The following is a 26,764-nucleotide window of genomic DNA, read 5'->3' as shown; positions in this document are numbered from 1 at the left end:
TATAATGAAGTAAAAGCGGTTTCCGTTCGGAAACCGCTTGATTTTTTATCTTATTTTTTACGGGGATAGGGTTTTGATACGTCTGTCAGTTCCAGAAGGTAGTCAATGCTGGTATCAAAGAAAAGAGCAAGCTTTTTCAAGGTGTTTAAGGGAATATTGATTTTGCCCAATTCATAATCGGAATAGGTTGTCTGTGCAACATTCAGAATTTCTGCCATTTTCTTTTGTGAAATGTCTTTATCCTCTCTGAAATCCTTTAATCTTTGCAGCATATCCTCACCTCGTTTCAAGCTATGTCTTTATTAGACCATAACGGAAATACCAGTATTGGTTTTTAACGGTATTTCCGTTAATATGTAGCTGAGGTGAGTAAAATGGAAAAGCAAAAGCGGTTTCCGTTCGGAAACCGCTTTTTTGTAAAGTTTAGGTCCACCCTTTACAAAGGGGGAGACAAGGGCAGAGCCTTCGCAATTATTTATTCTTTAAGTATTCATCAATCGCGGCGGCAGCCTTTTTCCCTGCGCCCATTGCGAGGATAACGGTTGCTGCGCCTGTTACGGCATCGCCGCCGGCATAAACGCCCTCTCTTGTGGTCTGGTTTGTTTCCTCGTTGACAACCAGACAGCCCTTACGATTTGTTTCCAGACCCTTTGTGGTGCTGCGAATTAGGGGGTTCGGGGAGGTGCCGAGAGACATGATAACGGTATCTACATCCAGCACATAATTGGAGCCTTCGATGGGGATGGGGCTTCTTCTGCCACTGGCATCGGGTTCGCCAAGTTCCATTTTCAAGCATTCAATGCCGCAAACCTGACCGTTGCCGTCATTGAGAATCTGTACGGGGTTTTCGAGCAGGTGGAATTCAATGCCTTCCTCTTTTGCGTGATGCACCTCTTCCAGACGGGCGGGCATTTCCTTTTCGGAACGGCGGTATACGATATAAACATGCTCCGCACCCATACGCTTTGCGCATCTTGCCGCATCCATGGCAACATTACCGCCGCCGACAACGGCAACTGCCCTGCTGTTGCGGATGGGGGTATCATATTCGGGCAGATATGCCTTCATCAGATTGATTCTTGTCAGGTATTCATTTGCGGAATAAACGCCGACCAATGCTTCGCCGGGGATGCCCATGAAGGAGGGCAGGCCTGCGCCTGTGCCGACAAAGACAGCATCAAAGCCCATATCGTTGATGATTTCATCAATGGAAAGCACCTTGCCGATAACCATATTTGTCATAATCTTTACGCCCAGAGCAGTCAGCTTATCAATTTCCTTCTGCACGATTGCCTTGGGCAGACGGAATTCGGGAATACCGTAAACCAATACGCCGCCTGCCTTATGGAAGGCTTCGAACATGGTTACTTCGTAGCCCTGCTTTGCCAGATCCCCTGCGCAGGCAAGTGCGGAGGGACCGGAGCCGATGACAGCAACCTTTTTGCCGTTGGAGGCAGGCTTTTCGGGCAGCTCATCGCAGTTTTTCATATACCAATCGGCAACGAAGCGTTCCAGACGACCGATGGCAACTGCTTCGCCCTTCATGCCTCTGACGCATTTGGATTCGCACTGGCTTTCCTGTGGACAAACACGACCGCAGACCGCAGGCAGAGCATTGGTAGAGGTGATGACCTTATAAGCCGCCATGAAGTCACCCTTTGCAACCTCTGCGATGAATTCGGGGATGCGTACATTAACGGGACAGCCGCTCACGCAGGGCTTATGCTTACAGTTCAGGCATCTCTGCGCTTCTTCGATTGCCATTTCCTCGGTATAGCCGAGGGAAACCTCTTTAAAGTTTTTATTTCTTACATCAGGTGCCTGTTCGGGCATCTTGATTTTTTCCAGACTCATATTTGCCATGATACCGTTCCTCCTTATTTGATCAGTTCATTTGCCAGCTTATCCATGCGGCAGATGTGGGTTTCTGTCAGCTCCGCTTCTCTTGCCTTATAAATGGAGTTACGGTTCATCAGCTCGTCAAAATCCACCTCATGCCCATCAAAGTCGGGGCCGTCTACGCAGGCAAACTTAATCTTGCCGCCAACGGTGACACGACAGCCACCGCACATGCCTGTGCCGTCAATCATGATGGGGTTCAGAGAAACAATGGTTTTGATGCCGAAGGGCTTTGTGGTCAGGCTGACGAATTTCATCATGGGGATGGGGCCGATGGCGATTACAGCATCATAGTTATTGCCTGCCTCAATCAAGGATTTCAGCTTATCGGTAACGAAGCCCTTTTCGCCCTGAGAGCCATCATCCGTCATGAGGTAATAATTTGTAGCAACGGCGTTCATTTCGTCCTCCAGAATGACGATATCCTTGTTTCTGAAGCCGGCAATGACATCGACCTCTACACCGAGGTTATGCAGTGCCTTTGCCTGCGGATAGGCGATGGCACAGCCAACACCGCCGCCGACAACAGCAACCTTTTTCATGCCGTCATATTCTGTGGCAACGCCCAGAGGGCCGACAAAATCCTGAATGGTATCGCCAATCTCTTTTGCGGCAAGCAGCTTTGTGGAAAGCCCTACCTTCTGGAAGATAATGGTAACGGTGCCTTTTTCTCTGTCATAATCTGCGATGGTAAGCGGAACTCTTTCGCTGAATTCATCCACGCGGAAGATGATGAACTGACCTGCCTGTGCCTTTTTGGCAACAAAGGGTGCTTCAATCTCCAGCAGAGTGACCATGCTGTTGAGCTCTCTTTTATTCACGATACGAAACATGGGTGGTTCCTTCCTTTCTCTACGTTTGGGATGCCGAAAGGCTTTTCTTTCGGCAGTATTTTTGATAATATATAGATTGCATCTATCATAACACAAAAGGTTTGCGGAAAAAAGATAGAAAACTGCCATTTTTCCTTAAAAATAAATACAAAAGTTTATGGGAAACAAACAAACACGGGACGAATTTTGTCCCTGCAAGAAAAAGGAGGTTTGTTATGGAAAATAAAATGGATACATTAGAGGATCTGGTGCGGATTATCCGTATTCTGCGCGGCGAAAACGGCTGTCCGTGGGACAGGGTGCAGACGCACGCATCCATCCGCATGGATATGCTGGAGGAGGCTTACGAGGCGGCGGATGCGATTGACAAAAAGGATATGAAAAATCTCTGTGAGGAGCTGGGGGATGTGCTGATGCAGGTGGTCTTTCATGCGGAAATCGAGACGGAGCAGGGCGGCTTTACGATGGGGGATGTGATACAGGGCATCTGCGAGAAAATGATTTATCGCCATCCGCATGTATTCGGGAGCGGCAAGGCGGATACGGCGGAGGAGGTGCTCATCAACTGGGAGGAGCTGAAGAAGAAGGAGAAAAGGCAGGAAACCCAGACAGAGGTCATGCAGAGTGTGCCGGAGGCACTGCCTGCGCTCATCCGTGCAAGGAAGGTGCAGAAGAAGGCGGCGGATGTCGGATTTGACTTTCCGGTGACGGCAGATGCCATGCAGAAGGTGTACGAGGAGGTACAGGAATTAGAACAGGCAGTGCGAGAAAATGGGGAGATTGAGGAGGAATTCGGGGATATTTTGTTTGCCTTGGTGAATATCTCCCGTTTTTTGAAAATAAATCCTGAGTTTGCCTTGACAAAAGCCATCAAAAAGTTTATAAATAGATTTGAATATATTGAGAAATCCGCCCTTTTAGAGGGCAAAGCTCTTTCGGAGATGTCTTTGGAGGAGATGGATTTACTCTGGGATGAGGCAAAAATCAAGCTGAATCCAATGCAATGATAAATAACTATTAGGAGGCAAACACAAATGAACAAATCTGATCTGGTTGCGGCAATCGCAGAAAAAGCAGAAATGAGCAAAAAAGACGCAGAAAAAGCACTGAAGGCTTTTGAAGATGTAGTAACAGAAGAACTGACAAACAACGGCAAGGTACAGCTGGTTGGCTTCGGCACATTCGATGTTGCGGAAAGAGCAGCGCGCGAAGGCAGAAACCCTCAGACAGGCGAAGCAATGCCTATTCCTGCATCCAAAGCACCTAGATTCAAAGCAGGCAAGGCTCTGAAGGATGCAATCAATAAATAATTTGTTTTTGAATGATGGCCCTTTCTGTGAAGAAAGGGCTTTTCTTTTTATTATGGAAAGGAGCAGAGGAAATGCGTGTAGATAAATTTCTGAAGGTGTCCCGTATCATCAAAAGACGCACGATTGCCAATGAGGCGTGCGACGCAGGCAGGGTGATGATTAACGGGAAGGTGGTTAAGGCAGGCGCAGAGGTGAAGATTGGCGATGTTATCGAGATTCAGTTCGGGAATAATACCACGAAAATTGAAGTCTTGGACTTAAAGGAATCCACCAAAAAAGAAGATGCCGTTAACATGTACAAGTCCCTTTAATGAGGATGATTTTTCAGCGAAATTTTTAAATTTTACGCCCGACCTCGCAGAACCATGAATATGGTTCTGCAAATCAGGGTCAAGGGAAATGATTTCCCTTGCGGGGTTTGGGGCAGCGCCCCAAAAAAAGGTCTGTTTTCTTTTTTGTCCGCATATCCTTGGAACAGAGGGGGCGTTTTTTTATGGCAGAGGAGAAGAAAAAGGGACGGCATACATTAAATATGGAGGAACGGGAACGGGTGCGCATCGGCGGCGTAATGGAGGTGCTTTCCTTCGATGAGGACGGCATTATGATGGAGACCACCTGCGGACTGCTGCTTTTAAAGGGCGCAGGGATGCACATCGGCAAGCTGGATCTGGAGGCAGGGGACGTTGTTGTAGACGGAAGCATTGACAGCATGACCTATTCCGATGGAACGCTTGCGGAAAAACATTCTATTCTGGGCAGACTGTTTCGCTAGAGGGGGCAGGCGGTATGATTCTTTCCTTACACGCACAGGCACAGCTTTTCCTGCTGACGGTGCTTCTGGGCGGTGGCATGGGTCTTTTTTATGACGGCCTGCGGGTGTTTCGCCATGCCCTTCGCCATAATGCCTTCTGGGTGCAGGCGGAGGATGGGCTTTTCTGGCTTCTGGCGGTGTTTCTGGTGTTCTGCGTGATGCTGCACGCCAATGCAGGAGAAATCCGGTTTTTTACGATTCTGGGGCTGTTCGGCGGCATGGGGCTGTATTTCCTGACGCTCAGCCGCATGGTGCTTGCTGTCAGCGATAAAATCATTTCTGCTGTGAAATATATGCTCGGCCTTTTTGGGCGTATTGTGACAATGCCGTTTCGTCTGCTCTGGCTTGTTTTTTGCCGCCCTGCGAGAAAAATTGGCGGATTTTGCGAAAAACAGCGGAAAAAACTATTGCAAAGCGTTAAACTTTGTGTGAAAATAATAATACATCGTTTGCATATCAATCGGCGGATGCTGCGCAAAAAATAGGAACACGACAGGGGTCTTTTTTATGGGGCAGAAAAAAAAGAATAAAAAATCCAAAAAAATATCCGGACTTTTTCTCAGGGTGTTCGTACTGGTGTTTGTTGTGGCGGTTGCAGTCGGCATCGGCAGGCAGGCGGCGCGGTATCAGGAGGTCAAGGATGAAACGGCCTCTGTTGCGGCGCAGGTGAAGGAAGAAAAGGAAAAGCAGCAGGAATTTGAAGCGCGCAGAGAATATTACACCAGCGATGCCTACATCGAGCAGATTGCAAGAGAGCAGCTGGGTATGGTGAAATCAAACGAGATTCTCTACATCAACCGCGGAGAATAGACTGAAATTTTTGTAAAAAAGTTGGAGAAAAGCACTTGACAAAAAGGGAATGAAACGATATACTAACTGAGTCAGCTTGTGGCGGAGTAGCTCAGTTGGCTAGAGCATGCGGTTCATACCCGCAGTGTCAGGGGTTCAAATCCCTTCTCCGCTACTTTTTATTAAGGCCCGTTGGTCAAGCGGTCAAGACGCGGCCCTCTCACGGCTGAAACAGGGGTTCGATTCCCCTACGGGTCATCCGTGGACTGTATAGGTTTATATAGTAAAGACAAACTGAATATGGTTAAAAATATGGAAGTTTAGCTCAGCTGGGAGAGCATCTGCCTTACAAGCAGAGGGTCACAGGTTCGAGCCCTGTAACTTCCATTTTTTTATTTATATTAAAATTTTTTTATTATAAAAAAAGAATGGTTAAAAATATGGAAGTTTCGCTCATACCTTGTGTTTCGCAGAAACACAGCCCGTCAGGGTGGAGGAGAGCGCCTTACAAGCAGAGGGTTCAAGCCCCCGAGAGTGTAAGCACTCCTGTGACATTCCATTTTTTTATATCCAAAAACAGAATATAAAAGGCTCCCATTCCATGCGGCTTGCAAAGAGTGGGAGCTTTTCTTATGCCCAAAGGGTGATGACCTGTGCAACGATGGTTTCCCCTTCATAGAGGAAGGATTCGATTTCCTTGCCGTTTTCGGTATCCTGCAAATAGGTCTTTATGGTGACGGTGTCCCCGCGCAGACACTCCTTGCGGTAGACAATGCGGATATCCTTGAGCGTCATATCCTCATAGATGGCATCGGGGATATCATCCATCACCCATTCCAGATATTTGACGTTATTGGCGTGCCCATTGGTATCGGTATCCCTTCTGGTTACGACAAAATCTCTGGTGCAAATCAGCCTGCCTGCCGGTGTTTTAGGCATGAAGAATTTTTCGCCCTCAATGGCAGATACCTGCCCCGAATGATATTTTTCAACCATATCCGCAGGCACATTGGCAGGCTTCCGTTTTTCGGAATCCATGAAAATCCAGCGGGAAATGCCATCCAACAGCTTATTGCCGTTTTCATCAAAGAGGAAAAAGCTGCGGTTTGCCTGAAAGCGGGCAAATTTATCGCTCCAGGTCTGCAATGTGATGGTTTCATTGTATTTTGGCATGCGGTAGAGCTTTAAATGCCAGTTGACAACAGACCAAAAGCAGTGATGCGTAAGATTATACTGCACACTGAAGCCGAGGCTGTCGGAATGGCTGATTGCCATTTCCTGCAGGGCGGAGAGCAGTGCCGCAGGTGTCATAGAGCGGCTGCCGTCAATCTGAAAATAATGTACGGTCTGGGTTGTTTCATATCCGATTCGATCCATCATGTTTTCCTCCTTACAGCATGGGCGAAATCAATCTTGCAATCGCCTCACGCACCTTAAACCACCACTTTCTGCGGCGGTACCATTCTTTTGTAATTTCCACAGAGCTATGCAAATCCTTTAAGAAATCATCCTCTAATATTTTGGTTATGCCTGCATCATACATGAAGGCATTGACCTCAAAGTTTAAATCAAAGCTGCGGATATCCATATTGGCGGAGCCGACAGAGGAAACAGTACCATCTATCGTCAGCACCTTGGCATGGATAAAGCCCTTTTCATACTGATACACCCGCACCCCTGCCTCAAGCAGCTCACCCAGATAGGACATGCTTGCCCAATAGACGAAGAAATGATCCGGATTGCCGGGGATGATGATACGAACATCCAGACCGGAGAGGGCAGCCACACGCAGCGCCTCAAAAATGCCGTCATCCGGCACGAAATAGGGTGTAGTCAGAAAAACATTGCTTTCGGCTTCATTTATCATTTTGAAATAGCCGTTGCGGATGTTTTTCCACTGGGTATCGGGGCCGCTGGAAACAATTTGTGTCCGCACGCCCTTTATTTGCTGCTCCTTCTTGGGGAAATATTTTTCGCCCAGATGAATCAGTCCGAATTTTGCGGTGAAGTTCCAGTCCATGATGAAGCGCATCTGCATCTGATCGACGGCATCGCCTTGAAAGCGCAGATGGGTATCTCGCCAAGGACCGTAGCGGTTGACGATGCCGAGGTATTCATCCCCGACATTAAAGCCGCCGATGTAGCCGATTTTGCCGTCAATGATGGCAAGCTTGCGGTGGTTGCGGTAATTCAGGCGCACCACGAAGCGCGGCAGGAAGGCGGCGGTATAGCCCCCTGCGGCGTGAAACTGATCAAAGAAATTCTTCGGCAGACGGGAGTTGCCGATGCCGTCATAAAGAATCCGCACCTCGATCCCCTCTGCCGCCTTTTTCGTCAGCTCATCCAAAAGACGCGAGCCGAGCCTGTCCCCACGCCAGATGTAATATTCCAGATGGATATATTCCTTGGCATTGCGGATATCCTGCACGAGGGCTTCAAATTTATCCTTGCCGTTATTGAAATATTCGATTTTATTGTTAAAGGTAATCCAGTTGCCGCTGTTCAGATGCAGATGTGCCAGATCGGTGACATATTCTGCATGGGACAGCTTGCCCTTATTTTCGATAAATGCCTTCTGCTCGGTGATTTCCTCCGCAGAATGGACATCTTGAAAGAGGTATTTATAATAGACCTCCTGATCATATTTTTCCTTTTCGCGAAACATTTTTTCGCGCTTACTGTTGCGCCCGAAGACCATATAGGCAAAAAAGCCGAAAATCGGGATGAACAGCAGCACCAAAAGCCATGCCCATGTGCTGGCAGGGTTTCTGCGCTCGAAGAATACGACGAACCCGGAAAGGATGACGTTGGCAACCAACAGGATGACGATAAAAAGAAGAATCCAGCTCCATACTGTACTCATAGTCAGACCTCCTTTTTCAGATTTTTATCAGATGAAGGCTGCGGTCGAAAATATCTTTCGCCGCAGAGAGGGTTTCACACCCAATCAATAGTATACTATATTCGTTTGCTTTGTTGCAAGATTGGAGATGATGAAAAAAATCGAAAAAAATCATGATTTTATCTTCCCTAAAGTGAAAAATGATGGTAGAATAGTAGGACGTAAGACATACGGCAAGGTGCTTATCATTTTGCGTATCTGCAATAAAGGAGGAACTATTTTGGATTTTTCTGATGTTTTGATTATTATTATTGTAATTTTGGCACTGCTTTGTGTGGGGATGTATTATCTGAACAAAAAGGGTATGAAGAAGATGATTCAGGCGCAGGATTTCATCGACCAGAACCGTACCACAGTGCAGATTTTTGTAATTGATAAAAGACAGGAGAAGCCCTCTCCTTCCAATATGCCCAAGGCTGTTTATGAACAGATGCCCAAATCGGCAAAAATTCGCAAGACCAATCTGGTGCGCGCGAAGGTTGGCCCTCAGATTGTGACGCTGATGTGCGATAAGCCTGTATATCAGGTGCTTCCCGTGAAGAAGAACGTCAAGGTTGATCTGGCAGGGATGTATATTGTCGGCATCACAGGGATGAATCTGGAGGACAAGAAGAAAAAGACACTCTCTGAAAAGGTGGTTACCAGCGCAAACAAAACCATGAAAAAGCAGAGTGAAAAAGCGAAAAAGTAAGAAAAAACCCCTTCCGTAGCGGAGGGGTTTTGTTTTTGGCTGTTTCATTGGGAACTGTTCAGAACCCCACCACATATATTCGCAAAACCGCATGATACCATGCTTTCTCGCTGCTGCGCAGCTAATTTTGCTCATATATGGGGCGGTAACTCTATTCGAGTTCCCTTAAAATAAGAAAAAGCATTGCTTACATGCTAGCATGACGCATTATTTTTTCTTATTTCAAGGGGTTCTGAATCGGTTACATTTATGCAATAAAAAAAGGCAGCAAGGATAACCCTACTGCCATATTTTTTTAATATAGCCTTTGTTGTCGCTTTGGAAGAAGTTGAAGAATGGGTGTGTGTCTGCCGAAAAGCAGCTCCGCGTTCCTCCGCCGAGGCGATAGACCTTGGTTCTCCCGACCGTTGCCGCAAAGAAACGACAGCATTTGCTGCCGCCCCTCCGCAGGTTTTGCCGAAGGTTCCGCCGCCTACCGCACAAAGGCTGTATTAACACAAAAATACAGGCTATATTATAGACAAAATTCGAGAGATTGTCAATTAAAAAGAATTGGGTATTGATAAATTTATGGATTTCCCTGTATAATAGAAAAGATAGGTCTTTGCATTTTTATAGGAAGTTTGGGCAGAGCACCGCAGAGAATCTGAAAGGAGCATAGAGAAGTATGAGATATGAAGGTACTGTATATAGACCACCTAGTGAGGCAGGCAGTCTGATTATTCAGCTGACGATTGGCTGTGCAAGAAACACCTGCACATTCTGCAATATGTATAAAGATAAGAAATTCCGCATCCGTCCGCTGGAGGAGGTTGTGGAGGATTTGGAAATGGCGAGAAGCTATTACAGCCGCATTAAGGTGCGCCGCATTTTCCTTGCGGATGGGGATGCCCTGATTGTAAAGACAGAGGATTTATTATATATTATTGCAAAATGTAAGGAGATTTTTCCTGAAGTGGAGCGCATTTCCGTATACGGTGCGCCGAAGGATATTCTGCACAAGACCCCTGAGGAGCTTGCTACATTGAAGGCGGCAGGGCTGGATATGGTTTACATGGGGCTGGAAAGCGGCGCGGATGAGGTGCTGCAGGCGGTGAAGAAGGGCGTAACTGCTGACGAAATGATTGAGGCAGGCAAAAAGGTAAGAGCCGCAGGAATGATTCTTTCCATGACGGTGATTTCCGGTCTGGGAGGCAAGAAGCTGTGGAGAGAGCATGCACTGGGCAGTGCGAGAGTGATTTCTGCAATCAAGCCGGAATATGTCGGCTTTCTGACGCTGATGATTGAGCCGGGAACAGAAATGTATGATCAGTACAACAGAGGGGAAATTGAGCTGCTGACACCCCACGAGGTACTGGATGAAACAGAGCTGTTTATCCGCAGTGTGGATGCGGAAGGGACGATGTTCCGTTCCAATCATGCGTCAAACTATATCCCTCTGGGCGGCACGCTGAATGGGGAAAGAGATAAGATTTTAGGGCAGATTGAAATAAGCAGAAGGAAAAGTAAATTCCGTCCCGATGTATTCAGAGGGATTTAAGGCTTTAAGGAGTATGGTAGTATGGCGTGGCTGGGCTTTGTCACATTGCTAACGATATATTGGTGTTTTTTTGTGGCGGCAACAACGGGCAGAATCGGCTGGTGTCTTTTGACGGGATGGCTGCTGCCGATTCTCGCGCTGACAATCAGCTTTCGGAAGGGGATGCAGGTCAACGGGCTGATGGTGCTGATCTGCTTTGTGCTGTTTCTGGTCTGCCGCAGTGGGCTGGCGGAGCTGCGCGGCTGGAATGTGAAGCAGAGAAAGAAGCGCCCGGTGCTGTTCTGGCTGTTATATACAGTGATTTTTCTGCTGATGTTTTACAGCGTGGCGCAGGCGCAGATGCAGGGATATATTCTGAATATCCAGGGCTGGGACAGTGAAACGATGCAGGTGCTGCGGATGGTGCTTGTGACGATTCCGCTGCTGGTGCTGAATTATTTTTATACGGAAATGGTGTATACGGCGATTGACCGCCTGCGGCTGAAAAAATGGGAGCTGGTGCTGCTGAACTGCCGCTGCTTTCTGGCACACGAAAGCGGTGCGGAAAAGGTTGCCAAGCAGGGCTATTTTCTGGAGGGCATCAGCAATGGCGTAACCTACCATTTTGAGCTGACGAAGCGCACATATTTTATGCTGCGGCGCGAAAAAAACCTGCGGCTGCAAATCGGAACGGGAATACTGGGCGGATTATATTTGACGGACCTGGAAAACCCCGATTTTTTCAAGCGTGTACGAAGGATGGACAGAAAATATGCCAAACGAGGGATATTCCTGAATATTCTGGTGATGGCTTTTGGTGTTTGGCTGTTCTGGATATTGAAATAAGCCGAAATCGGGCTTTGAAGTCGAAGCAGGTAAGAAAGAAAGCTTTGGATGAAAGAGACATCCAAGGCTTTTTTTGTGCAATCATTTTGTGGGAGAGAAAGACATATCCTTGAAAGAAGGGATGTGACGGAATGAAAAAACAGTGCGGCTTTCTGCTGTTATATGTGGTTGTGGCGGTGCTTTTGCTGCCGCTATTGCTGACGATACTCTGTGGTGGCTTAGGGCAAGAGCTGCCGCAGGAGGCGCAGGTGCTTTATGGTCTGGCAGACCTTGCGCCCTTGGATACGGAGCTGGAGGAATATGTGGCAGGGGTAGTGGCGGCGGAAATGCCTGCCGCCTTTCCGGAGGAGGCACTCAAGGCGCAGGCGGTTGCGGCAAGAACCTATCAGGTGCGGCAGATGCAGGCGGCAGGAAGCAGGGCTGTGCTTTATGACGTGGGACAGGCGTACCTTTCCGAAGCGGAGCAGAAGGAAAAATGGGGCGAAGGCTATGCCCTATATGCCGGGAAAATCCATAGTGCCGTCCGCGCAACGGCAGGGGAGATTATGACCTATGACGGGGAACCGATTCTTGCCGCCTTTCATGCACAGAGCGGCGGAAGGACGGAGGATGCGGCGCATGTGTGGAATACGGCGGTGCCGTATCTGAAAAGCGTGGACAGCAAGGGGGACAGGCAGGCACCGAACAATGAGACAACGGTAACGATTGCGGCGAAGGCATTGGCGGAACGGCTTGGGATTGCGGAGGATGCGGCAGTTTCTGTGAAGAAACGAACGGAGGCAGGCTATGTGGCGGAGGTGCAGGCAGGGAGCAAGACCTTTTCCGGAAGGGAGATACGAGAGAGACTGGGACTTAGGAGTGCGGATTTCACGATTGCGAAAAATGGGGACAGCTATATTTTTACGGTGCATGGCTATGGGCATGGGGCAGGCATGAGCCAATATGGGGCATCCTTTCTGGCGGAGCAGGGAAAAAATTATCATGAAATTCTGCGGCATTATTATACAGGGATCTCCTTTTCGATTCTCGAATAAAAAAATCCTCCTATGGCAACAATAGTATCGGAGGTGTTAATATGAATCAAAAAGAAAGAAGAGCCGCACGAGGCTTGCAGATTGTGGCGGTTTGCTGCTGCTTTTGCCTGCTGGCGGTGGGCGCAGGGGTGACATATCGCGCCATGGACAGAGAAAAAGCAGGGGGCGGCGAGACCTTGCAGAAGGAACAGCCTGTGACAGCGGTACAGAGCAAAACAATCGAGATTGCGCAGGCGGAGCAGCAGGGGGAAGCCGAGAAAACAAAGGAAATAAAGGAAGCGAAGGAAGCAAAGGCAACAAAAGCACAGCCTGCAAGGAAAAGCGAACAGCCTGTGTTTGCAGCGCCGCTGGAGGGAGAAACGAAGGTGGTTCTGGCGTACAGCACAGACCATGCCATTTATGACCCGACACTGGAGCAGTATCGTACGAACGCATCTGTCAGCCTTTCTGCGAAGAAGGGGACAGAGGTGAAGGCTGCGGCAGACGGCGTGGTGAAGGAGGTAAAGAAGGACGCGCAGGCAGGGAATCTGGTGAGGATTGCACACGGCGAGGATTGGCTGACTACATACGGTCAGCTTGCAGATGCCGTAGCAGTCAAGGAAGGAGAAAGCGTGAAACAGGGGCAGCGGATCGGAACGGTTGCCGCGCCGACGAAATACGGTGTGGCGCTGGGAGAGCATCTGATTTTTGCCATGGAGCAGAACGGAGAACCGCAGAACCCGATGGAGAAAATGAAAACCGCAGAATGAAAACAGAACAAGCCGAATTTGGGGTTCGGCTTGTTTTTTTGTGAAAAATGAGCAAAAATATAGGAATTTGAAAGTTTTTTTTGAAAAATCGCTTTACGAATTTTCAGAAAGAGGATAAAATGATGGGACAAGGGAATCTGACAAAGGGGGATTGCGAAATGAAACGTTTGTCTATTGTAAAAGGTGATATTGTAAAGGCGAAAACAGATGCGATTGTCAATGCCGCCAATACATCCCTGCTTGGGGGCGGCGGTGTAGATGGTGCCATTCATCGGGCGGCGGGGCCGGAGCTTCTGGCAGAATGTGAAACGCTGCATGGCTGCCGTACAGGTGAAGCAAAAATCACGAAGGGCTACAAATTGAAGGCAAAATATGTCATTCATACGCCCGGTCCCATTTGGCGCGGCGGAAAATGGGGCGAGGAGGATCTTCTGGCAAATTGCTATCGGAATTGTCTGGCATTGGCGAAGGAGTATGGTGTCAAGAGCATTGCATTCCCTTCCATCAGCACGGGAGTATATCGATTCCCGATTGACTTAGCGGCGAAGATTGCCGTAGGTGAAATCCTGCATTTCCTGGAAACGGATGATACGATGGAGCAGATTATTCTGGTCTGCTTTGACGAAGGGACGAAGGCGGCGTATCAGAAGGCGTTTGCGGAGCTGACGGCATAAAGAATTTTATATTGAAAGAAACGGAACCGAACCATTTTGTGCTGTCCGCATAAGGTGGTTCGGTTCCGTTTTAGAGAAAGCCTTTTTTATTTTTTGCAAAAGCATTGCTTTCGCGTATCTGCATCAAGGGGCATGGGAAAGGCCCCGAAAAAGTTATCTGATGTAATTGGTCTTGATTTTTTCTTCCTGCTCGGGCAAAGCGACACCTGCATTTTTGCCTGCCTCGATACACTTCAGTAGCCAAGCCATATTCCGCCCGATGGCGCGCATGTTCTGCATGCCTTCCAAATCCTGCTTGACCTCATCCGGCGTATTGCCATGCACCTGATTCCAGTATGTACCGGAAACGACGGGCATATTACTGATGGTAAAGTATTTATTCAGCTGGTCGAAGGTTGCGGTTGCGCCGCCCCTGCGGCAGGAAACTACAGCTGCGCCCAATTTATTGGCAAAGGCACCATTGGACATCACAAATAATCTATCATACGCGCAGGAGGCCTGCCCTGCGGCGGAGGCGTAATGCACAGGTGCGCCAAGTACGATGCCGTCTGCTTCGAGTGCCTTCGGCAGCAGCTTATTCACCACATCCTCCTGCACACATTTGCCAAGCTTTTTGCATGCGCCACAGCCCAGACAGCCGCCGATGGGCTTATTGCCAAGGTAGAACATTTCTGTTTCCACGCCCTCGGCGCGCAGTGTTTTCTCGATTTCCTTCAATGCCGTATAGGTACAGCCGTGCCCATTGGGACTGCCGTTCACCAGAAGTACCTTCATATCTTCTCCTCCTGTTCTCTTTCCTCTCTTTTAAAAATTTTCTCTCTTTACAAAAAGGATGATGCAAGCCTTTGCACCATCCCTGTTTGTGTCTCTTATTTTGCTTCCAGATAAGCATTCAGCTCTGTAACCAGCTTATCGCAGTCCATGCCGTGTACCATGGATGCTTCCTCCAGTGTTTCGCCTGCGGCGGAAGGGCAGCCAACACAATGCATACCATTCTGCATCAGAATCATGCCTGCGCCTCTGTCTGCCATCAGCAGCTCGCCAATTGTCATATCTTTTGTTACTTTCATCAGAAAGACCTCCTTCTTTTTATAGACTCTATTCCATTTCTATCTTACCACAAAAGCGGATTTTTCACTACCGAAATTCCGAAATTCTCCACTTCTTCACAAAGCGGCTTTCAGCCTTCCGGAAAATCCTACAAAAATACTTAGAATTGCTCGATATCCAGAATCACTTTTCTACATTCTACACAGAGGTGCCCCTCCATTTTGGCACCGCCCATATAGCTCTTTGCCAGAAGGTATTCCTCTTTCCTGCCTTCGGCATCCACGCCCTTCCACTGGACATATCTGCCGCCGGAATGGAGCGTGCCTTCCTTCATTTCATTTCCGCAAAAAGGACATTTCATTTCAGATTCCTCCTTTTACTGCTCCGCAGGGTGAACCACTGCATCGTCTGTATTCTCGCCGATGATACGGAATTTGCTTTCCTTTGGCAGAACCTTGCCGGTCATAACCTCTGCCGCAGTTGCCTTGCCATCCGCATCCAGAGAAATCAGAAGATATTCTTTCTCCCCATCCACAGATGTGCCGAAGATACCCTGAGGAATTCCCAAATAATAGGTCAGGAAGGTATCTGTTTCCTCCTCAGGCTCGCCCAGAAGCTCCTTCACTTCGGCTTTTGTCATGCCGGGGAAAACAGTACGATCCAACAGATTCTGTACGATTTTCTGACGGTCATTCCCTACGGCGGAAACCCATTTTTCTGTTGTAAAATGCGTATGATTATCGCGATATCTGCCGCCAAAGAATACTGCCAATGCTACAATAACCAGAACAACCACAATGATCTTATCTCTTGTTTTTAATTCCATCGTACCGTCCCTCCTATCAGGAAATCCACTTAAAGCCTTTATAGTAACGCAAAACAACCTTACCCAGAATTTCATCCTTTTCTACATATTGATTTCTCCAGAAACGGGAATCCTGCGAATGATTGCGGTTATCCCCCATCATGAAATAGCAGCCATCGGGTACAACATAGGGGCCGTAGCTGCCCTGTGTCACCTCTGCGATGTAATCCTCCTGCAGGGCCTTGCCATTGACATAAACCGTGCCGTTCGACATCTCAACGGTATCACCGGGGGTGCCGATGATTCGCTTGACATAAAGCGTTTTGCCCGTTTCATCATCCGGATAACGGAACACCACGATATCCCCCGCCTCCGGCTCATCAAACCAATAGGAGGTTCTGAGTGCAAGGATGCGGTCGCCTGCCATGATGGTATTTTCCATGGAGCCTGTCGGTACCTCCGCATTTACAATGAGGAAGGAATTGACCAGCCCTGCCAGTACCGCCGCCAGAAGAATTGTTTTTACCCAACTGATGACCTCTTTTTTCACAGTAGTGCTCAAATTGCCCATCTCCTTTGGGTTATTTCAGGAAGCCGTTGATAATCTGCGCTTCCGCTTCTTTTTCTGTCAGCCCAAGGGTCATCAGCTTGACCAGCTGATCGCCTGCAATCTTGCCGATTGCCGCCTCATGCACCAGAGATGCATCCACATGATTCGCAATGATTTCGGGCTCTGCCGCAACCACGCCGTTATCCATGATGATGGCATCACATTCGGAGTGACCGTAGCAGTCTGTGTTGCCGATGATTTTGGAGCGGAAGAGCTGTCTGGAGAAATCCCTTGCAACAGAACGGGAAATCAGCTTTGCACTGGAGCCTGCGCCGTCCAGACTGACATCAAAGGAGGTTTCCGCCGTCTGATGTCCGTGTGTCATGATTTTTTCCTTGATGACAATGGTTGCGCCGGGGCCGAGCTTTGCGCTGGAAACGCGCTTTGTGGAATCGACACCCTTCAGCTGAACGGTATCCATTTCAATATATGCGTTTTCCTCTGCTTCTACATGTGTCTGGGGGTTGATGATGCGCTTGCCGCTGCCGTCCCCCTCACCGATGTGCTTTTCGATATAAACAACCTTGGAATTTTTGCCAAGGAAGAAACGGTGAATCCCTTCATGGACGGAATCGTCACAGCCACAGTTATGGATGCCGCAGCCGGCGATAATTTCAATTTCCGCACCCTCACCGATGTGGAAATCATTATAAACCACCTCAGACACACCATCCTGTGTAATCAGCGCAGGGATGTGTACGTTTTCATTTTTGGTAAAGGGCTTTACATAAATATCCAGACCGGAGCCGCCCTCCTTGGGGACAATATCAATATTTTCTGTGGAATGTCTGCCCTCGCTCTTGCTGTTGTTGCGGATGTTAAATGCAGCATTTGCAGGGATTTCCGCAATGCCGGAAACCTCCTTTAGAAGGTTTTTTACGATATCATTGAGCATCATTCGTCACCTCCCTTGAAATATCTGCAGCCTGTTTCCATGCCGAACAGACCGGGCAGAACATCTTCCTTTGTACCAATCTGCTTTACCTCGCCGGCGCTCAGCAGAACCACCTGATCGGCGATATTCAGAATTCTTTCCTGATGGGAAATGATGATGATAGAGCCCTGAATTTCTTCGTGCATTTTTTCAAATACATCAATCAGATTTTTAAAGCTCCAAAGGTCAATGCCTGCTTCGGGCTCATCGAACAGGGTCAGCTTTGTCTTTCTTGCCATAACGGTTGCGATTTCGATACGCTTCAGCTCACCGCCGGAAAGGCTTGCATTTACCTCACGGTCGATGTAATCCTTGGCGCACATGCCAACCTCGGACAGATACTGACAGGCATCTGCTGTGCTTAAATCCTGTCCGCTCGCCAGACAAATCAGATCCTTTACGGTAACACCCTTGAAACGAACGGGCTGCTGAAAGGCAAAGCTGATGCCCTTTCTTGCACGCTCTGTAATGCCGAGGGCTGTGATATCCTCGCCGTCAAGGAGAATCTGACCGCTGTCGGGGGTCAGAATCCCACTGATGATTCTTGCCAGAGTGGATTTACCGCTGCCGTTGGGGCCTGTGATTACGATGAATTTCGCATCATCAATCCTGAGATTGATGTCCTTGAGAATCTGCTTTCCGTCTGCGGAAAAACAGATATTCTTCAATTCCAACATACTTATGATTCCTCCTGTTTATCAAATATTTCTCTCTGGAAATATTTTCTCTATTGCAGACTGTGCGTCTGTCATTGTTCTCTCCCTTCAAAGCTGCGCTGCAGCCTTGAAAATGCAGGCTTCTACAAAACCTGCCAATCTTATAGATTATAACAACGAAAGGGTGGGGATGTCAACGCTTTTGCCTTTTCCTGCCTAATTTCCGCCCACCCCTTCGAGGTGAAATAAATTCCCTCTCTTGAAAGGATTTCATCATTATGGTACATTTATTACAATAAAATTTATTTTCTGAAAAGGAGAGACTGCTATGCTTGGGTTTCATGCGGACGGGATTCGTCTGTTCGGCGCATCCGATACACTGGTGGCGGCATTAAAAAAACATAAGCTGCCGCTTGTGAAAACCTCTACCACAAATACACTGGTTTTTGCCGTAAATACGGCAGAGCCTTTAACGAAAAAGCTTTATCTGCCCTCTTTTCTGGCACCACAGGCACCTTGGTTCAGCTGCTTTGTAGGAGATGCAGAACGTCCGGCGGAGTATTCTCTGCATTTTGCGGCAGAGGAGGATTTGGTGGATTTCATTTTGTCCATGTATTATTGCGCACAGGGCTTTCTGCATTTAGACTTTGACTTGGCAGAGCTGGTTACAAAGCTGAACCCTTCCCCCGAATATGTAATCCATTCCTTTGAGGAAAAGGATTTCCACAAAATCGGCGAAGAAGGAGCTTTTGCGGCGTGCTTCTGCTTTTTGGAGGGCGGCTTCATGGAAAGCGACCGCCTTTTCGGCAAGCTGACAAAGGAATACGGCGTGGGAGCGGATAAGATTATGCTGGCAGGCTCGTTTGATTCCAAATATCAATTCCTGCGCACCTTTATTCCGCAGAAATAACAATATATTTCGACAAACTTCTTTACAAACAGAGGAAAACATACTAAAATAAAACGGCAGGATTTTCTCCTGTGCAAATACACAGAGTAGGGCTTTGCGCGTTAAGTGTCCGGTGGACGGGGAGTTGTCATCGGAACGAAAAGCAGGATTTCTGCTTGCGGTGCAGGACTCGCATCCCGCTGTTTCATAATGAAGAAGAACAATCCTCTTTGTTATCCATACAGCCAAACCTGTTTCGGCAGGTGTATTTGCGTTGGTATTGTGATAATAGAGGGGTTTTTGTTTGCAAAAAAGAGCAAGAAAGCCCTCCTATTTCCCATTGAAAAAAGGAGGTATTTTTTTATGACCGAAAAACAGAAGAGCATGACACATCGCTTGGTGCTGATGGCAATGTTCGTAGCGGTGCAGATTATTCTGTCCCGTTTCCTTTCCATCAATCTCTGGAATCTGAAGATTGGCTTTTCCTTTATCCCCATCGTTCTTGCGGGCATCCTGCTGGGGCCTCTGAGCGCAGGCTTGGTGGGGCTGGTGGCGGATGTCCTTGGGGCAACCCTGTTTCCCATCGGCGCATTCTTCCCCGGCTTTTCGCTGACATCCTTCATCACCGCTTTTGGGTACGGGTTTTTCCTGCATAAAAACCAGAGCATGAAGAATATTGTTGCGGCGGTGCTGTTCTCCGAAATCGTAGGGACAATTTTCCTGAATACGCTTTGGATTTCCATTCTTTATGGTGCGCCCTTTGTTGCTGTGCTGATTCCCCGTCTTGCACAGGCAGCAGGCATGGGTGTTGTGGAGGTGCTTTGCATCTGCTTCATGACAAAATATGTGCCCCAGATGAAAAGGGTATTCTGAGAAGCAGAAAACGAGAAATAAACGGAGCCGGCAGAATCGGACAAAGGCTGCGGTGGCAGTATTGCTGCGTATCAGACCGATACGGGCTAAGCAGCTGAAACGAAATACGATAAGAAATGCAAGGAAAAAAGCCTTGGTCACTACAGTTCTGTAGTAACCAAGGCTTTCCTTATTTGAACCAAGGTTTCGAGAAACGGCTTTACGAATTCAGCTCCTCCCATTCTGCGAAAAGAGCCTCAAGCCTTTCCTCAAGCTTTGTTTTCTCTGCATAAATTTCATTCGCCTTGCCGTAATCTGTGCCGCACGCCGCCATGTCCTCATCTGCCTGCGCAATCATCGCTTCGGTCTCCTCGATGGCCTTTTCCAGCTTCGCAATCCTGTTCGCCAGCCTGCGCTCTGCCGCCTGCTGCTCCTTTTGCTTCAGCCAGTCATTCTTCGTATCGCTTACAGGCTGTGCCGCGGCAACGCTTTTTTCCGGATGCTGTGCCGCCTTTTCTGCCTCATTTCTGGCACGCTCTGCCTTTTTCTCTAAGTAATAATCATAATTCCCGTTATAAAGAATCACCCCATCCGGCGTTAATTCCAGAATTTTCTCCGCTGTTTTGTTGATGAAATAACGGTCGTGGGAAATATAAATCACCGTACCCTCGTAGCGGTTCAGCGCACTTTCCAGAACCTCCTTCGAGAACATATCCAAGTGGTTCGTCGGTTCATCCAGCATCAGCAGGTTCGCCTTGGAAAGCATGATTTTCGCCAGAGAAACGCGCCCCTTTTCGCCGCCGGAAAGCGCGGAAATCGGCTTGAATACATCATCCCCCGTGAATACGAAGGCGGCAAGCATATTGCGGATTTGCCCCTGCGTCAGGGTGGGGTAGGTGTCTGCGATTTCCTCAAAAATGGTCTTGCTTTCGTCTAATTTTGCCTGCTCCTGGTCATAATATCCAATAAATACATTTGTGCCGAAGCGAATCAGACCGCTGTCCGTCGGCACCTCCTTCAGAAGCATCCGAAACAGCGTGGATTTCCCAACCCCGTTCGGGCCGATAATGGCAACCTTGTCGCTGCGTTTTACATCAAAGGAAACATTGCGGAAAATTCTCTGTCCCCCGTAGGATTTGGAAAGCGCCTCCGCATGCAGCACATCGTTGCCGCTTGTCAGAAAGGGGGTTAGGGTCAGCCGCATCTGATTCGGCAGGGCATCCGGCCTGTCCACACGCTCCAGCTTGCCGAGGGCTTTCTCGCGGCTTTCCGCGCGCTTGATGGATTTTTCGCGGTTGAAGGAGCGCAGTGTGCGGATGACATCCTCCTGATGCTTGATTTCCTTCTGCTGCATTTCGTATGCCTTCTGCTGAATTTCACGATTGATTTCCTTCTGCTGCCAAAAGAAGGAATAATTCCCGTTATAAACCGTTGATTTCTTGTTTTCGATTTCAATGACCTTTGTCACAATGCGGTCAAGGAAATAGCGGTCGTGGGAAATAATCAGCACTGCACCGGGGTAGGAGCGAAGGAAATCCTCCAGCCATTCGATTGCCGCAATGTCCAGATGGTTGGTCGGCTCGTCCAGCAGCAGGATATCCGGCTTGGAAAGCAGCAGCTTTGCCAGATGCACGCGTGTTTTCTGTCCGCCGGAAAGCTGATTCATCGGGCGGTTGAAATCATTGTCGGCAAAGCCAAGCCCCTTCAGCACACCGCGCAGGCGGCTCTGGTAGCTGTAGCCGTCATTCTGTTCAAAATAATGCTGCAGAGTGGCATATTCCTCCATTTTTTCCGCCAGCGCCTGTCCGCTCAGATTTCCCATTTCGTTTTCTAATTCACGAAGATTTGTCTCTGTTTGAATGATTTTTTCAAAAACCGATAGCATTTCTTCATAAATCGTGCGGTCGCTGTCTATCTGAATATTCTGAGCAAGGTAGCCCAGGGATGTGTCCTTCTTGAGATAAAATTCACCGCCATCGGCAGAAATTTCGCCGGTCAGAACCTTGAAAAGCGTCGTCTTCCCGGCACCATTTACCCCTACAATAGCGGCTTTTTCGCGTTCTTCGATATGGAAGGTGATTTTTTCCAGAATCACATCGATGCCGTATGCCTTGTGTAATTGTCTGCATGCAAGTATCATTGATACAACCTCCATTTGTGTTTCATTGTCTGCTCTTATGATAGCAGAAAATACAACAGATTAAAAGAGTTATTGTTGACAATAAAATAACAGGAGTGCTATACTAAAATTATCCTGAAGTAGAAAAAAATAACTGTATTTGCAGTTCGTTTTCTTTTACGGAGGCATCCTAAAACGAGAGGATTTGGAATATATGGACAGCGAAAAGAAGATCTCACCGGCAGTAATCAACAGATTGCCCAGATACTACCGTTACTTAGGCGACCTGCTGGAAAGTGATATTACTCGCATTTCCTCAAAAGAACTCAGTGCAAAAATGAATATCACTGCCTCCCAGATTCGTCAGGATTTGAACAATTTCGGCGGCTTTGGGCAGCAGGGCTACGGGTATAATGTGGAATACCTTTACAATGAAATAAAAAAGATTTTAGGTCTGGATCGATTGTATAATATGATTGTCATTGGCGGCGGCAATATCGGACAGGCTCTGGTGAACTATACCAATTTTGAGAAGCGTGGTTTCGTCATCAAGGCAGTCTTCGATATCAATCCCCGTCTGATTGGGATGACTATTCGCGGTGTCGAGGTTTATGATATCGACCAGATGGAGGAGTATGTCAAAAATAACCCCGTGGATGTTGCCATTCTTACCCTTCCTCGTTCGCAGGCAGTGAAGGTTGCAAATGATCTGGCAAAATGGGGCGTAAAGGGCATGTGGAACTTCAGCCATGTGGATTTGCAGGTTCCCGATGATGTTCTGGTGGAAAATGTACACCTGACGGACAGCCTTATGACCCTGCTCTATAAAATCAACGAAATGTACTATAGCGGTGAGGATATGCATGAGCATCAATTAAAGGATGGTCTGCCTGTAAAGCCGGTGCAGGAAAACGAAGAATTATAAGAAAAAAACAACAAAAAGAAGGAGAGTCACTCTTTGCAAAAAGGTGTGGCTTCTCTTTTTGTTTGTAAAAATTTATTTATTTTATAAAGGAAAAAAGAATTTTAAAATGAAACGTACAAAGGAGGAATGACCGTGGATTTAGCGGCAATCAAAGAAAAACCGTATTATTTTTCCAATCGCGCCCTGAAGCGTCTGATTGTTCCCATGATTATCGAGCAGTTTCTGGCAATTCTGGTTGGTATGTCCGACTCCATCATGGTTGCAACGGTAGGGGAGCATGCAGTTTCGGGTGTCTCTTTGGTGGATAATATTTTCATTCTGCTGATTTATTTGTTTGCAGCTCTTGCAACAGGCGGCGCTGTTGTTATGGGGCAGTATCTGGGGCAGAATAAGCATGAAAAAGCAAATAGGGCAGTCAATCAGCTTATCCTGTTTACGGCGTTGTTTGCGATCTGCATTATGATTGGGCTGTATCTGGCAAGAAACCTCATCCTGCATCGGGTGTTCGGTGCCATTGAGGCGAATGTAATGGAGGCATCCAAAACATATCTTCTCATCGTTTCCGCCTCCATCCCTTTTATCGCCCTGTATAACGCAGGTGCGGCAGTCTTTCGTACTATGGGTAATTCCAAGGTGCCGATGTATCTCTCCATGATGATGAACGCCATCAATGTGGGCGGCAATGCCATCCTGATTTTCGGCTTTGGCATGGGGGTTGCGGGTGCGGCAACCTCGACGCTTGTTTCCCGTGTCATTTCCGCTGTTGCAATCATTTTGCTGCTTTGCTCTCCGGAGCATCTGCTGCATCTGGAGCGTCCGTTTTCCTTTAAGCTGGATTTCGGTATGCTGAAAAAGATTGCCTATATCGGCATCCCCAATGGTCTGGAAAACGGGATGTTTCAGCTGGGGAAAATCATGGTGCTGAGCATGATTACAGGCTTTGGCACGGCGGCGATTGCGGCGAATGCCGTTTCCAATATCATTGCAACCTTTCAGGTGCTTCCGGGGATGTCCGTCGGCATGGCAGTGATTACCGTCTGCTCTCGCTGCGTCGGGGCAGGGGATTATGAAGCGGCAAGATATTATACCCGTAAGATTCTGAAGCTGGTGCATATTCTGATTATCGTTTTCAGCGTCACCACGCTCGTGGCGTTGCCCGGCATCATGCACCTGTATAACCTTTCCGATGACGCAATGACCTTTACAAAACAGATTATCTGGTATCATGGTATCTGCTGTATGCTCATCTGGCCCGAAGCGTTCACGCTGCCGAACACGCTGCGTGCCGCCAGTGATGTAAAGTTCTGCATGATTCTGTCGATTATCTCCATGTGGGTGTTCCGTATTGCCTTCAGCTATATTATTGCTGTCAGAATGGGCATGGGCGTTCTGGGTGTCTGGATTGCCATGACCATTGACTGGGCAGTGCGTGCCGTTCTTTTCATCATCCGCTATCGTGGAAAAAGATGGCAACATAAAAGCATTGCATAAAGAATTAAGTCAAAAAAGCTCCCTTGCGTGTTGTCAAGGGAGCTTTTGCTGTCATGCTTTATTTAAAATAGGAATATCCATAAATCTTCCCCTTCTGGGGTGTTTCCCCGTGCTTTGCCTCCACCAGCTCGGAAACAGTCACAAGCTCATAGCCCTGCTTTTGCAGATAAGGCACGAGGGTTGCCGTTGCTTCTGCGGTAGAGCCGTAAATGCCATGCATCAGGATGACCTTCCCATCCAGATTTCCTGCGGATTTCACCACATCCACAATCGCCTTGGCATCTCTGCTTTTCCAGTCGAGCGTATCAATCGACCAGAGGTAGATGGACATCGGCAGCTGTTTTTTTACGCTGTCCTTACAGTTGCCGTAGGGCGGACGGAAGATGGCAGGGTCTCTGCCAAGCACCTTGCGGAAGGCGGCGGCGGTTTTCTGCACATCTGCCGCAATTTCTGCGTTGGTCAGCTTATTGAAATTCTTATGATCGTAGGAATGGCTGCCAACCTCACAGCCGAGCGCCTCCTCGCGCTTCACTACATCGGGATATTTTTCCACCAGACTGCCAAGATCAAAGAAGGTTGCCCGTGCGTCATATTTCTCCAGAACATCCAGAATGGCATTGGTTGCCTTGGGGTTCGGGCCGTCATCGTAGGTCAGCGCAACCATTTTTTTGTTGCGGATTTCCTTGGGAACGGGAGTTTCCTTTTTCGGTTCTTCGATTTTCTTCTGCATTTCCGCATACGGAATCGTCAGGTGCACCACGCCGTAGCTGCCGGGGAAAAGGTCGTAGCGGTCGAAATAAAACAATACGCCGTCCTTCGTGAGTGCAAAGCGGTCAAACCGTCCTGCGTCGGGTGCAAGCAGGGTTTTGTAGTTGCCGAAGATACCGTTTTTATAAGGCTCTGTCGTTGTGAAGTATTTTTCCGTGTAGGCAGAAGCATTTTTCGCAAAGCTGTCCGATTGCAGGCTTTCCGCCGTTACCTCTGCATCCTTTTCCAGATCAAAATGGAACACCTGAATCTGTGTGTGCGGCGAAAGTTCGCCGTTTGCCTCATGTGTTTCAAAGAACACCAGACTCAGCTGATTTTCCTTCGCAAGATAGCTTTCATAGCCCAGATACAGAATCGCATCCGTCTGTTTTTTCTCCTTTTTTTCTTCCTCTGTCGGGGTAAATTCCGCATCAAAGGCATTGCGGATTTCCGTCACGATTTCCGAAATGCGTGCATCAATCCTTTCCTTCCCGATTTCGGGATATTGCAGCAGATAGGAAAGGTGATTTTCCTGCTCCACCACATCCTGCGGCTTGCCGACCTCCTGCTGCTCCAGATACTGCGCCCAGTAGGAGACTCCCTTCTCTGTCAGCTCCAGTGTCTTTTTGCGGTTCAGCAAAGAAAAGCTGCTGCTGTTTGCGCTGCATCCACAAGAGAGCAACAGTATGCCCATCAGAAGAAAGGCCAGCATACGTTTCATTCTCATTCAGATTCCCCCTTTCGGTTCTGATAGATCGGGTGAACATAACGTCCCCGCTTGGTGGTGCTTTTGCCATATTGGATTGCCGTTTGGGGACAGCGGTTCACGCATGCCATGCACATATTACAGTGCTTTTCCGTCCAGACAGGAATTCCTGCCGTCAGCCGAATGCAACCACTGGTGCAGACCCTTTCACATAGACCGCAGTGACTACAGTCCTCCGTTACATAAAAAGGCTTTGTTTTCAGCCCCCTCCGGAACGCAGGATTGACGATTTTACTCAGCACTCCTGCGCCCCTTCCTTTCTTCACACGGAAGAAATTGCTCCAGTTCAGCCGGATGGCACGCAGGATGTTGTCCAGTGTCCTGTCTGCTTTTTCCAGAAGCGCATATTGCTCTGCCTTCGTCCCTGCATCAAAAAGCACCGTAAAGCTGTCCGGCATCACAACGGAAAAGCCGCTGTCCAGGGTAAGCCCGTTTTCCTGCAATGCCTTCCCCAGAAGGTCAATCGCCTCCCCTGCGGAAGACCCGCAGGTGCAGACAGCGAAAAGATAGGGATCACCGCTGTAATAAAGCTCCAGATTTTTCACGAAATCTGTCACCGTCTGCGGAGGAGCCCATGCATAAACGGGAAAGACAAAGCCCAATCGTTCCCCCTGTAGCATAGTATGCTTGTAATTGCCTGCTTTGACCGCTTCTGCAATATCCGTCAATTCCTCCCCCAGAGCTTCGGCAAGCTTTTTTGCCACAGCATAGGAATTGCCTGTTCCGCTGAAGTAATAAATCATAAGGTGTTCCCTCCTTTTCTGTGATTTCAAATACTGTTTCTTAAAGATATCATATCATATTTTTCGGCTAAAAACTTTGAAGAATTTATTAAATTTTCACTACATTTTATAGATACCTCC

The 26,764-nt window shown here is 48.1% G+C and carries 31 protein-coding genes, 3 tRNA genes and 1 riboswitch; of the genes, 19 read left to right on the top strand and 15 right to left on the bottom strand.

The window, feature by feature from the left end; translation table 11 throughout:
• Positions 1-50 precede the first annotated feature (50 nt).
• From GPK49_RS12205 to GPK49_RS12195, 3 genes are all read right to left on the bottom strand, one after another.
• Complete coding sequence (locus GPK49_RS12205; protein WP_215678215.1) at positions 51-272, bottom strand: helix-turn-helix domain-containing protein; 222 nt, start codon at positions 270-272, stop codon at positions 51-53.
• A gap of 199 nt (positions 273-471) precedes the next feature.
• Positions 472-1,863, bottom strand: coding sequence for an NADPH-dependent glutamate synthase (gltA, locus tag GPK49_RS12200; protein WP_215678212.1), 1,392 nt, complete (start codon positions 1,861-1,863; stop codon positions 472-474).
• 14 nt (positions 1,864-1,877) lie between these two features.
• Complete coding sequence (locus GPK49_RS12195) at positions 1,878-2,732, bottom strand: sulfide/dihydroorotate dehydrogenase-like FAD/NAD-binding protein (protein WP_215678210.1); 855 nt, start codon at positions 2,730-2,732, stop codon at positions 1,878-1,880.
• A gap of 215 nt (positions 2,733-2,947) precedes the next feature.
• Here GPK49_RS12195 and mazG point away from each other — a divergent pair, with 215 nt between their 5' ends.
• From mazG to GPK49_RS12150, 9 genes are all read left to right on the top strand, one after another.
• Entirely contained in the window at positions 2,948-3,739 is a 792-nt protein-coding gene (gene mazG, locus GPK49_RS12190; RefSeq protein WP_215678207.1) for a nucleoside triphosphate pyrophosphohydrolase, read from the top strand.
• A 9-nt stretch (positions 3,740-3,748) separates the two neighbouring features.
• The gene (locus GPK49_RS12185) at positions 3,749-4,042 is read left to right on the top strand and encodes an HU family DNA-binding protein (RefSeq protein WP_288667125.1); all 294 of its coding nucleotides are present in this window, start codon (positions 3,749-3,751) and stop codon (positions 4,040-4,042) included.
• 71 nt (positions 4,043-4,113) lie between these two features.
• The gene (locus GPK49_RS12180) at positions 4,114-4,353 is read left to right on the top strand and encodes an RNA-binding S4 domain-containing protein (protein ID WP_118580496.1); all 240 of its coding nucleotides are present in this window, start codon (positions 4,114-4,116) and stop codon (positions 4,351-4,353) included.
• A 182-nt stretch (positions 4,354-4,535) separates the two neighbouring features.
• Positions 4,536-4,814 carry a sporulation protein YabP gene (yabP, locus tag GPK49_RS12175; protein ID WP_016407604.1) on the top strand — a complete coding sequence of 93 codons (279 nt, stop codon included), beginning with the start codon at positions 4,536-4,538 and terminating at the stop codon, positions 4,812-4,814.
• 14 nt (positions 4,815-4,828) lie between these two features.
• Positions 4,829-5,338, top strand: a complete 510-nt coding sequence (gene yabQ / locus GPK49_RS12170) for a spore cortex biosynthesis protein YabQ (protein ID WP_215678205.1) — start codon at positions 4,829-4,831, stop codon at positions 5,336-5,338.
• A gap of 22 nt (positions 5,339-5,360) precedes the next feature.
• Complete coding sequence (locus GPK49_RS12165) at positions 5,361-5,663, top strand: septum formation initiator family protein (RefSeq protein ID WP_016407606.1); 303 nt, start codon at positions 5,361-5,363, stop codon at positions 5,661-5,663.
• 80 nt (positions 5,664-5,743) lie between these two features.
• Positions 5,744-5,817, top strand: a tRNA-Met gene (locus tag GPK49_RS12160).
• Positions 5,818-5,828: 11 nt separating this feature from the next.
• Positions 5,829-5,900 (top strand) — tRNA-Glu (locus GPK49_RS12155).
• A gap of 56 nt (positions 5,901-5,956) precedes the next feature.
• Positions 5,957-6,029 (top strand) — tRNA-Val (locus GPK49_RS12150).
• A 243-nt stretch (positions 6,030-6,272) separates the two neighbouring features.
• Here GPK49_RS12150 and GPK49_RS12145 read toward each other — a convergent pair.
• Both GPK49_RS12145 and cls read right to left on the bottom strand, forming a co-directional pair.
• Positions 6,273-7,019, bottom strand: coding sequence for an acyl-[acyl-carrier-protein] thioesterase (locus tag GPK49_RS12145; RefSeq protein WP_160117308.1), 747 nt, complete (start codon positions 7,017-7,019; stop codon positions 6,273-6,275).
• 13 nt (positions 7,020-7,032) lie between these two features.
• Positions 7,033-8,505, bottom strand: a complete 1,473-nt coding sequence (gene cls, locus GPK49_RS12140; protein WP_016407608.1) for a cardiolipin synthase — start codon at positions 8,503-8,505, stop codon at positions 7,033-7,035.
• A 259-nt stretch (positions 8,506-8,764) separates the two neighbouring features.
• On the opposite strand from cls, the gene GPK49_RS12135 reads away from it, so the two are divergent.
• The 6 genes from GPK49_RS12135 (at position 8,765) to GPK49_RS12110 (ending at position 14,057) form a co-directional block, all read left to right on the top strand.
• The gene (locus GPK49_RS12135; protein ID WP_124984300.1) at positions 8,765-9,235 is read left to right on the top strand and encodes a hypothetical protein; all 471 of its coding nucleotides are present in this window, start codon (positions 8,765-8,767) and stop codon (positions 9,233-9,235) included.
• Between the two features lie 667 nt (positions 9,236-9,902).
• Positions 9,903-10,775: a radical SAM protein gene (locus GPK49_RS12130; RefSeq protein ID WP_118580069.1), complete on the top strand. Its 873-nt coding sequence runs from the start codon at positions 9,903-9,905 to the stop codon at positions 10,773-10,775.
• Between the two features lie 21 nt (positions 10,776-10,796).
• Positions 10,797-11,600, top strand: coding sequence for a hypothetical protein (locus GPK49_RS12125; RefSeq protein WP_118580066.1), 804 nt, complete (start codon positions 10,797-10,799; stop codon positions 11,598-11,600).
• A 131-nt stretch (positions 11,601-11,731) separates the two neighbouring features.
• A complete protein-coding gene (gene spoIID, locus GPK49_RS12120; protein ID WP_016407612.1) occupies positions 11,732-12,634 on the top strand; it encodes a stage II sporulation protein D in 903 nt (300 codons plus the stop codon).
• 41 nt (positions 12,635-12,675) lie between these two features.
• Complete coding sequence (locus GPK49_RS12115; protein WP_215678202.1) at positions 12,676-13,383, top strand: M23 family metallopeptidase; 708 nt, start codon at positions 12,676-12,678, stop codon at positions 13,381-13,383.
• A gap of 158 nt (positions 13,384-13,541) precedes the next feature.
• Complete coding sequence (locus GPK49_RS12110; protein ID WP_118580493.1) at positions 13,542-14,057, top strand: O-acetyl-ADP-ribose deacetylase; 516 nt, start codon at positions 13,542-13,544, stop codon at positions 14,055-14,057.
• A gap of 153 nt (positions 14,058-14,210) precedes the next feature.
• Here GPK49_RS12110 and GPK49_RS12105 read toward each other — a convergent pair whose 3' ends face one another.
• The 7 genes from GPK49_RS12105 to GPK49_RS12075 all read right to left on the bottom strand — a co-directional run bounded on the left by GPK49_RS12105 (position 14,211) and on the right by GPK49_RS12075 (position 18,133).
• Positions 14,211-14,831 (bottom strand): flavodoxin family protein, encoded by a 621-nt coding sequence (locus GPK49_RS12105; protein WP_215678199.1) that lies wholly within the window; start codon positions 14,829-14,831, stop codon positions 14,211-14,213.
• A 95-nt stretch (positions 14,832-14,926) separates the two neighbouring features.
• Complete coding sequence (locus tag GPK49_RS12100; RefSeq protein WP_016407616.1) at positions 14,927-15,127, bottom strand: DUF1858 domain-containing protein; 201 nt, start codon at positions 15,125-15,127, stop codon at positions 14,927-14,929.
• A 140-nt stretch (positions 15,128-15,267) separates the two neighbouring features.
• Positions 15,268-15,468: a PF20097 family protein gene (locus GPK49_RS12095; protein WP_016407617.1), complete on the bottom strand. Its 201-nt coding sequence runs from the start codon at positions 15,466-15,468 to the stop codon at positions 15,268-15,270.
• Positions 15,469-15,483: 15 nt separating this feature from the next.
• On the bottom strand, positions 15,484-15,933 hold the full coding sequence (locus GPK49_RS12090) for a hypothetical protein (protein ID WP_215678197.1): 450 nt from the start codon (positions 15,931-15,933) through the stop codon (positions 15,484-15,486).
• Between the two features lie 16 nt (positions 15,934-15,949).
• Positions 15,950-16,483, bottom strand: a complete 534-nt coding sequence (gene lepB, locus GPK49_RS12085; RefSeq protein WP_118580049.1) for a signal peptidase I — start codon at positions 16,481-16,483, stop codon at positions 15,950-15,952.
• A gap of 10 nt (positions 16,484-16,493) precedes the next feature.
• On the bottom strand, positions 16,494-17,417 hold the full coding sequence (locus GPK49_RS12080) for a SufB/SufD family protein (protein WP_118580490.1): 924 nt from the start codon (positions 17,415-17,417) through the stop codon (positions 16,494-16,496).
• Entirely contained in the window at positions 17,417-18,133 is a 717-nt protein-coding gene (locus GPK49_RS12075; protein ID WP_016407621.1) for an ABC transporter ATP-binding protein, read from the bottom strand. Before GPK49_RS12075 ends, GPK49_RS12080 begins: the two co-directional genes overlap by 1 nt.
• A 307-nt stretch (positions 18,134-18,440) precedes the next feature.
• On the opposite strand from GPK49_RS12075, the gene GPK49_RS12070 reads away from it, so the two are divergent.
• Both GPK49_RS12070 and GPK49_RS12065 read left to right on the top strand, forming a co-directional pair.
• Positions 18,441-19,022 carry a hypothetical protein gene (locus GPK49_RS12070; protein ID WP_016407622.1) on the top strand — a complete coding sequence of 194 codons (582 nt, stop codon included), beginning with the start codon at positions 18,441-18,443 and terminating at the stop codon, positions 19,020-19,022.
• Positions 19,023-19,102: 80 nt separating this feature from the next.
• Positions 19,103-19,206, top strand: a riboswitch (THF riboswitch).
• Positions 19,207-19,364: 158 nt separating this feature from the next.
• Positions 19,365-19,874, top strand: coding sequence for a folate family ECF transporter S component (locus GPK49_RS12065; RefSeq protein WP_215678194.1), 510 nt, complete (start codon positions 19,365-19,367; stop codon positions 19,872-19,874).
• Between the two features lie 199 nt (positions 19,875-20,073).
• Here the strand turns inward: GPK49_RS12065 and GPK49_RS12060 are convergent, their stop codons facing one another.
• Positions 20,074-21,993 carry an ABC transporter ATP-binding protein gene (locus GPK49_RS12060; RefSeq protein WP_016407624.1) on the bottom strand — a complete coding sequence of 640 codons (1,920 nt, stop codon included), beginning with the start codon at positions 21,991-21,993 and terminating at the stop codon, positions 20,074-20,076.
• A gap of 193 nt (positions 21,994-22,186) precedes the next feature.
• Here GPK49_RS12060 and GPK49_RS12055 point away from each other — a divergent pair, with 193 nt between their 5' ends.
• Both GPK49_RS12055 and GPK49_RS12050 read left to right on the top strand, forming a co-directional pair.
• Complete coding sequence (locus tag GPK49_RS12055; RefSeq protein ID WP_016407625.1) at positions 22,187-22,897, top strand: redox-sensing transcriptional repressor Rex; 711 nt, start codon at positions 22,187-22,189, stop codon at positions 22,895-22,897.
• A 126-nt stretch (positions 22,898-23,023) separates the two neighbouring features.
• Positions 23,024-24,388, top strand: coding sequence for an MATE family efflux transporter (locus GPK49_RS12050; RefSeq protein WP_215678191.1), 1,365 nt, complete (start codon positions 23,024-23,026; stop codon positions 24,386-24,388).
• 58 nt (positions 24,389-24,446) lie between these two features.
• Here GPK49_RS12050 and GPK49_RS12045 read toward each other — a convergent pair whose 3' ends face one another.
• Both GPK49_RS12045 and GPK49_RS12040 read right to left on the bottom strand, forming a co-directional pair.
• Positions 24,447-25,862 carry a polysaccharide deacetylase family protein gene (locus tag GPK49_RS12045; RefSeq protein WP_215678188.1) on the bottom strand — a complete coding sequence of 472 codons (1,416 nt, stop codon included), beginning with the start codon at positions 25,860-25,862 and terminating at the stop codon, positions 24,447-24,449.
• A complete protein-coding gene (locus tag GPK49_RS12040) occupies positions 25,859-26,644 on the bottom strand; it encodes an EFR1 family ferrodoxin (protein WP_215678186.1) in 786 nt (261 codons plus the stop codon). The genes GPK49_RS12045 and GPK49_RS12040 overlap by 4 nt, the downstream gene beginning before the upstream one ends.
• Positions 26,645-26,764: the final 120 nt, after the last annotated feature.

Origin of the sequence: Clostridium sp. MCC345 (assembly GCF_018785345.1) — a bacterium.
In the GTDB taxonomy this organism is placed as follows: Bacteria; Bacillota; Clostridia; order Lachnospirales; family Anaerotignaceae; genus Anaerotignum_A; species Anaerotignum_A faecicola.
Note: the sequence above shows the minus strand (reverse complement) of the source record. Positions and strands in the feature narration are given on the sequence as shown.

Coding starts and splice junctions, on each gene's coding strand:
- GPK49_RS12205 (WP_215678215.1), bottom strand. CDS start 272: ATGCTGCAAAGATTAAAGGATTTCAGAGAGGATAAAGACATTTCACAA.
- gltA (WP_215678212.1), bottom strand. CDS start 1,863: ATGGCAAATATGAGTCTGGAAAAAATCAAGATGCCCGAACAGGCACCT.
- GPK49_RS12195 (WP_215678210.1), bottom strand. CDS start 2,732: ATGTTTCGTATCGTGAATAAAAGAGAGCTCAACAGCATGGTCACTCTG.
- mazG (WP_215678207.1), top strand. CDS start 2,948: ATGGAAAATAAAATGGATACATTAGAGGATCTGGTGCGGATTATCCGT.
- GPK49_RS12180 (WP_118580496.1), top strand. CDS start 4,114: ATGCGTGTAGATAAATTTCTGAAGGTGTCCCGTATCATCAAAAGACGC.
- yabP (WP_016407604.1), top strand. CDS start 4,536: ATGGCAGAGGAGAAGAAAAAGGGACGGCATACATTAAATATGGAGGAA.
- yabQ (WP_215678205.1), top strand. CDS start 4,829: ATGATTCTTTCCTTACACGCACAGGCACAGCTTTTCCTGCTGACGGTG.
- GPK49_RS12165 (WP_016407606.1), top strand. CDS start 5,361: ATGGGGCAGAAAAAAAAGAATAAAAAATCCAAAAAAATATCCGGACTT.
- GPK49_RS12145 (WP_160117308.1), bottom strand. CDS start 7,019: ATGGATCGAATCGGATATGAAACAACCCAGACCGTACATTATTTTCAG.
- cls (WP_016407608.1), bottom strand. CDS start 8,505: ATGAGTACAGTATGGAGCTGGATTCTTCTTTTTATCGTCATCCTGTTG.
- GPK49_RS12130 (WP_118580069.1), top strand. CDS start 9,903: ATGAGATATGAAGGTACTGTATATAGACCACCTAGTGAGGCAGGCAGT.
- GPK49_RS12125 (WP_118580066.1), top strand. CDS start 10,797: ATGGCGTGGCTGGGCTTTGTCACATTGCTAACGATATATTGGTGTTTT.
- spoIID (WP_016407612.1), top strand. CDS start 11,732: ATGAAAAAACAGTGCGGCTTTCTGCTGTTATATGTGGTTGTGGCGGTG.
- GPK49_RS12115 (WP_215678202.1), top strand. CDS start 12,676: ATGAATCAAAAAGAAAGAAGAGCCGCACGAGGCTTGCAGATTGTGGCG.
- GPK49_RS12110 (WP_118580493.1), top strand. CDS start 13,542: ATGAAACGTTTGTCTATTGTAAAAGGTGATATTGTAAAGGCGAAAACA.
- GPK49_RS12105 (WP_215678199.1), bottom strand. CDS start 14,831: ATGAAGGTACTTCTGGTGAACGGCAGTCCCAATGGGCACGGCTGTACC.
- GPK49_RS12100 (WP_016407616.1), bottom strand. CDS start 15,127: ATGAAAGTAACAAAAGATATGACAATTGGCGAGCTGCTGATGGCAGAC.
- GPK49_RS12095 (WP_016407617.1), bottom strand. CDS start 15,468: ATGAAATGTCCTTTTTGCGGAAATGAAATGAAGGAAGGCACGCTCCAT.
- GPK49_RS12090 (WP_215678197.1), bottom strand. CDS start 15,933: ATGGAATTAAAAACAAGAGATAAGATCATTGTGGTTGTTCTGGTTATT.
- lepB (WP_118580049.1), bottom strand. CDS start 16,483: ATGGGCAATTTGAGCACTACTGTGAAAAAAGAGGTCATCAGTTGGGTA.
- GPK49_RS12080 (WP_118580490.1), bottom strand. CDS start 17,417: ATGCTCAATGATATCGTAAAAAACCTTCTAAAGGAGGTTTCCGGCATT.
- GPK49_RS12075 (WP_016407621.1), bottom strand. CDS start 18,133: ATGTTGGAATTGAAGAATATCTGTTTTTCCGCAGACGGAAAGCAGATT.
- GPK49_RS12070 (WP_016407622.1), top strand. CDS start 18,441: ATGCTTGGGTTTCATGCGGACGGGATTCGTCTGTTCGGCGCATCCGAT.
- GPK49_RS12065 (WP_215678194.1), top strand. CDS start 19,365: ATGACCGAAAAACAGAAGAGCATGACACATCGCTTGGTGCTGATGGCA.
- GPK49_RS12060 (WP_016407624.1), bottom strand. CDS start 21,993: ATGATACTTGCATGCAGACAATTACACAAGGCATACGGCATCGATGTG.
- GPK49_RS12055 (WP_016407625.1), top strand. CDS start 22,187: ATGGACAGCGAAAAGAAGATCTCACCGGCAGTAATCAACAGATTGCCC.
- GPK49_RS12050 (WP_215678191.1), top strand. CDS start 23,024: ATGACCGTGGATTTAGCGGCAATCAAAGAAAAACCGTATTATTTTTCC.
- GPK49_RS12045 (WP_215678188.1), bottom strand. CDS start 25,862: ATGAGAATGAAACGTATGCTGGCCTTTCTTCTGATGGGCATACTGTTG.
- GPK49_RS12040 (WP_215678186.1), bottom strand. CDS start 26,644: ATGATTTATTACTTCAGCGGAACAGGCAATTCCTATGCTGTGGCAAAA.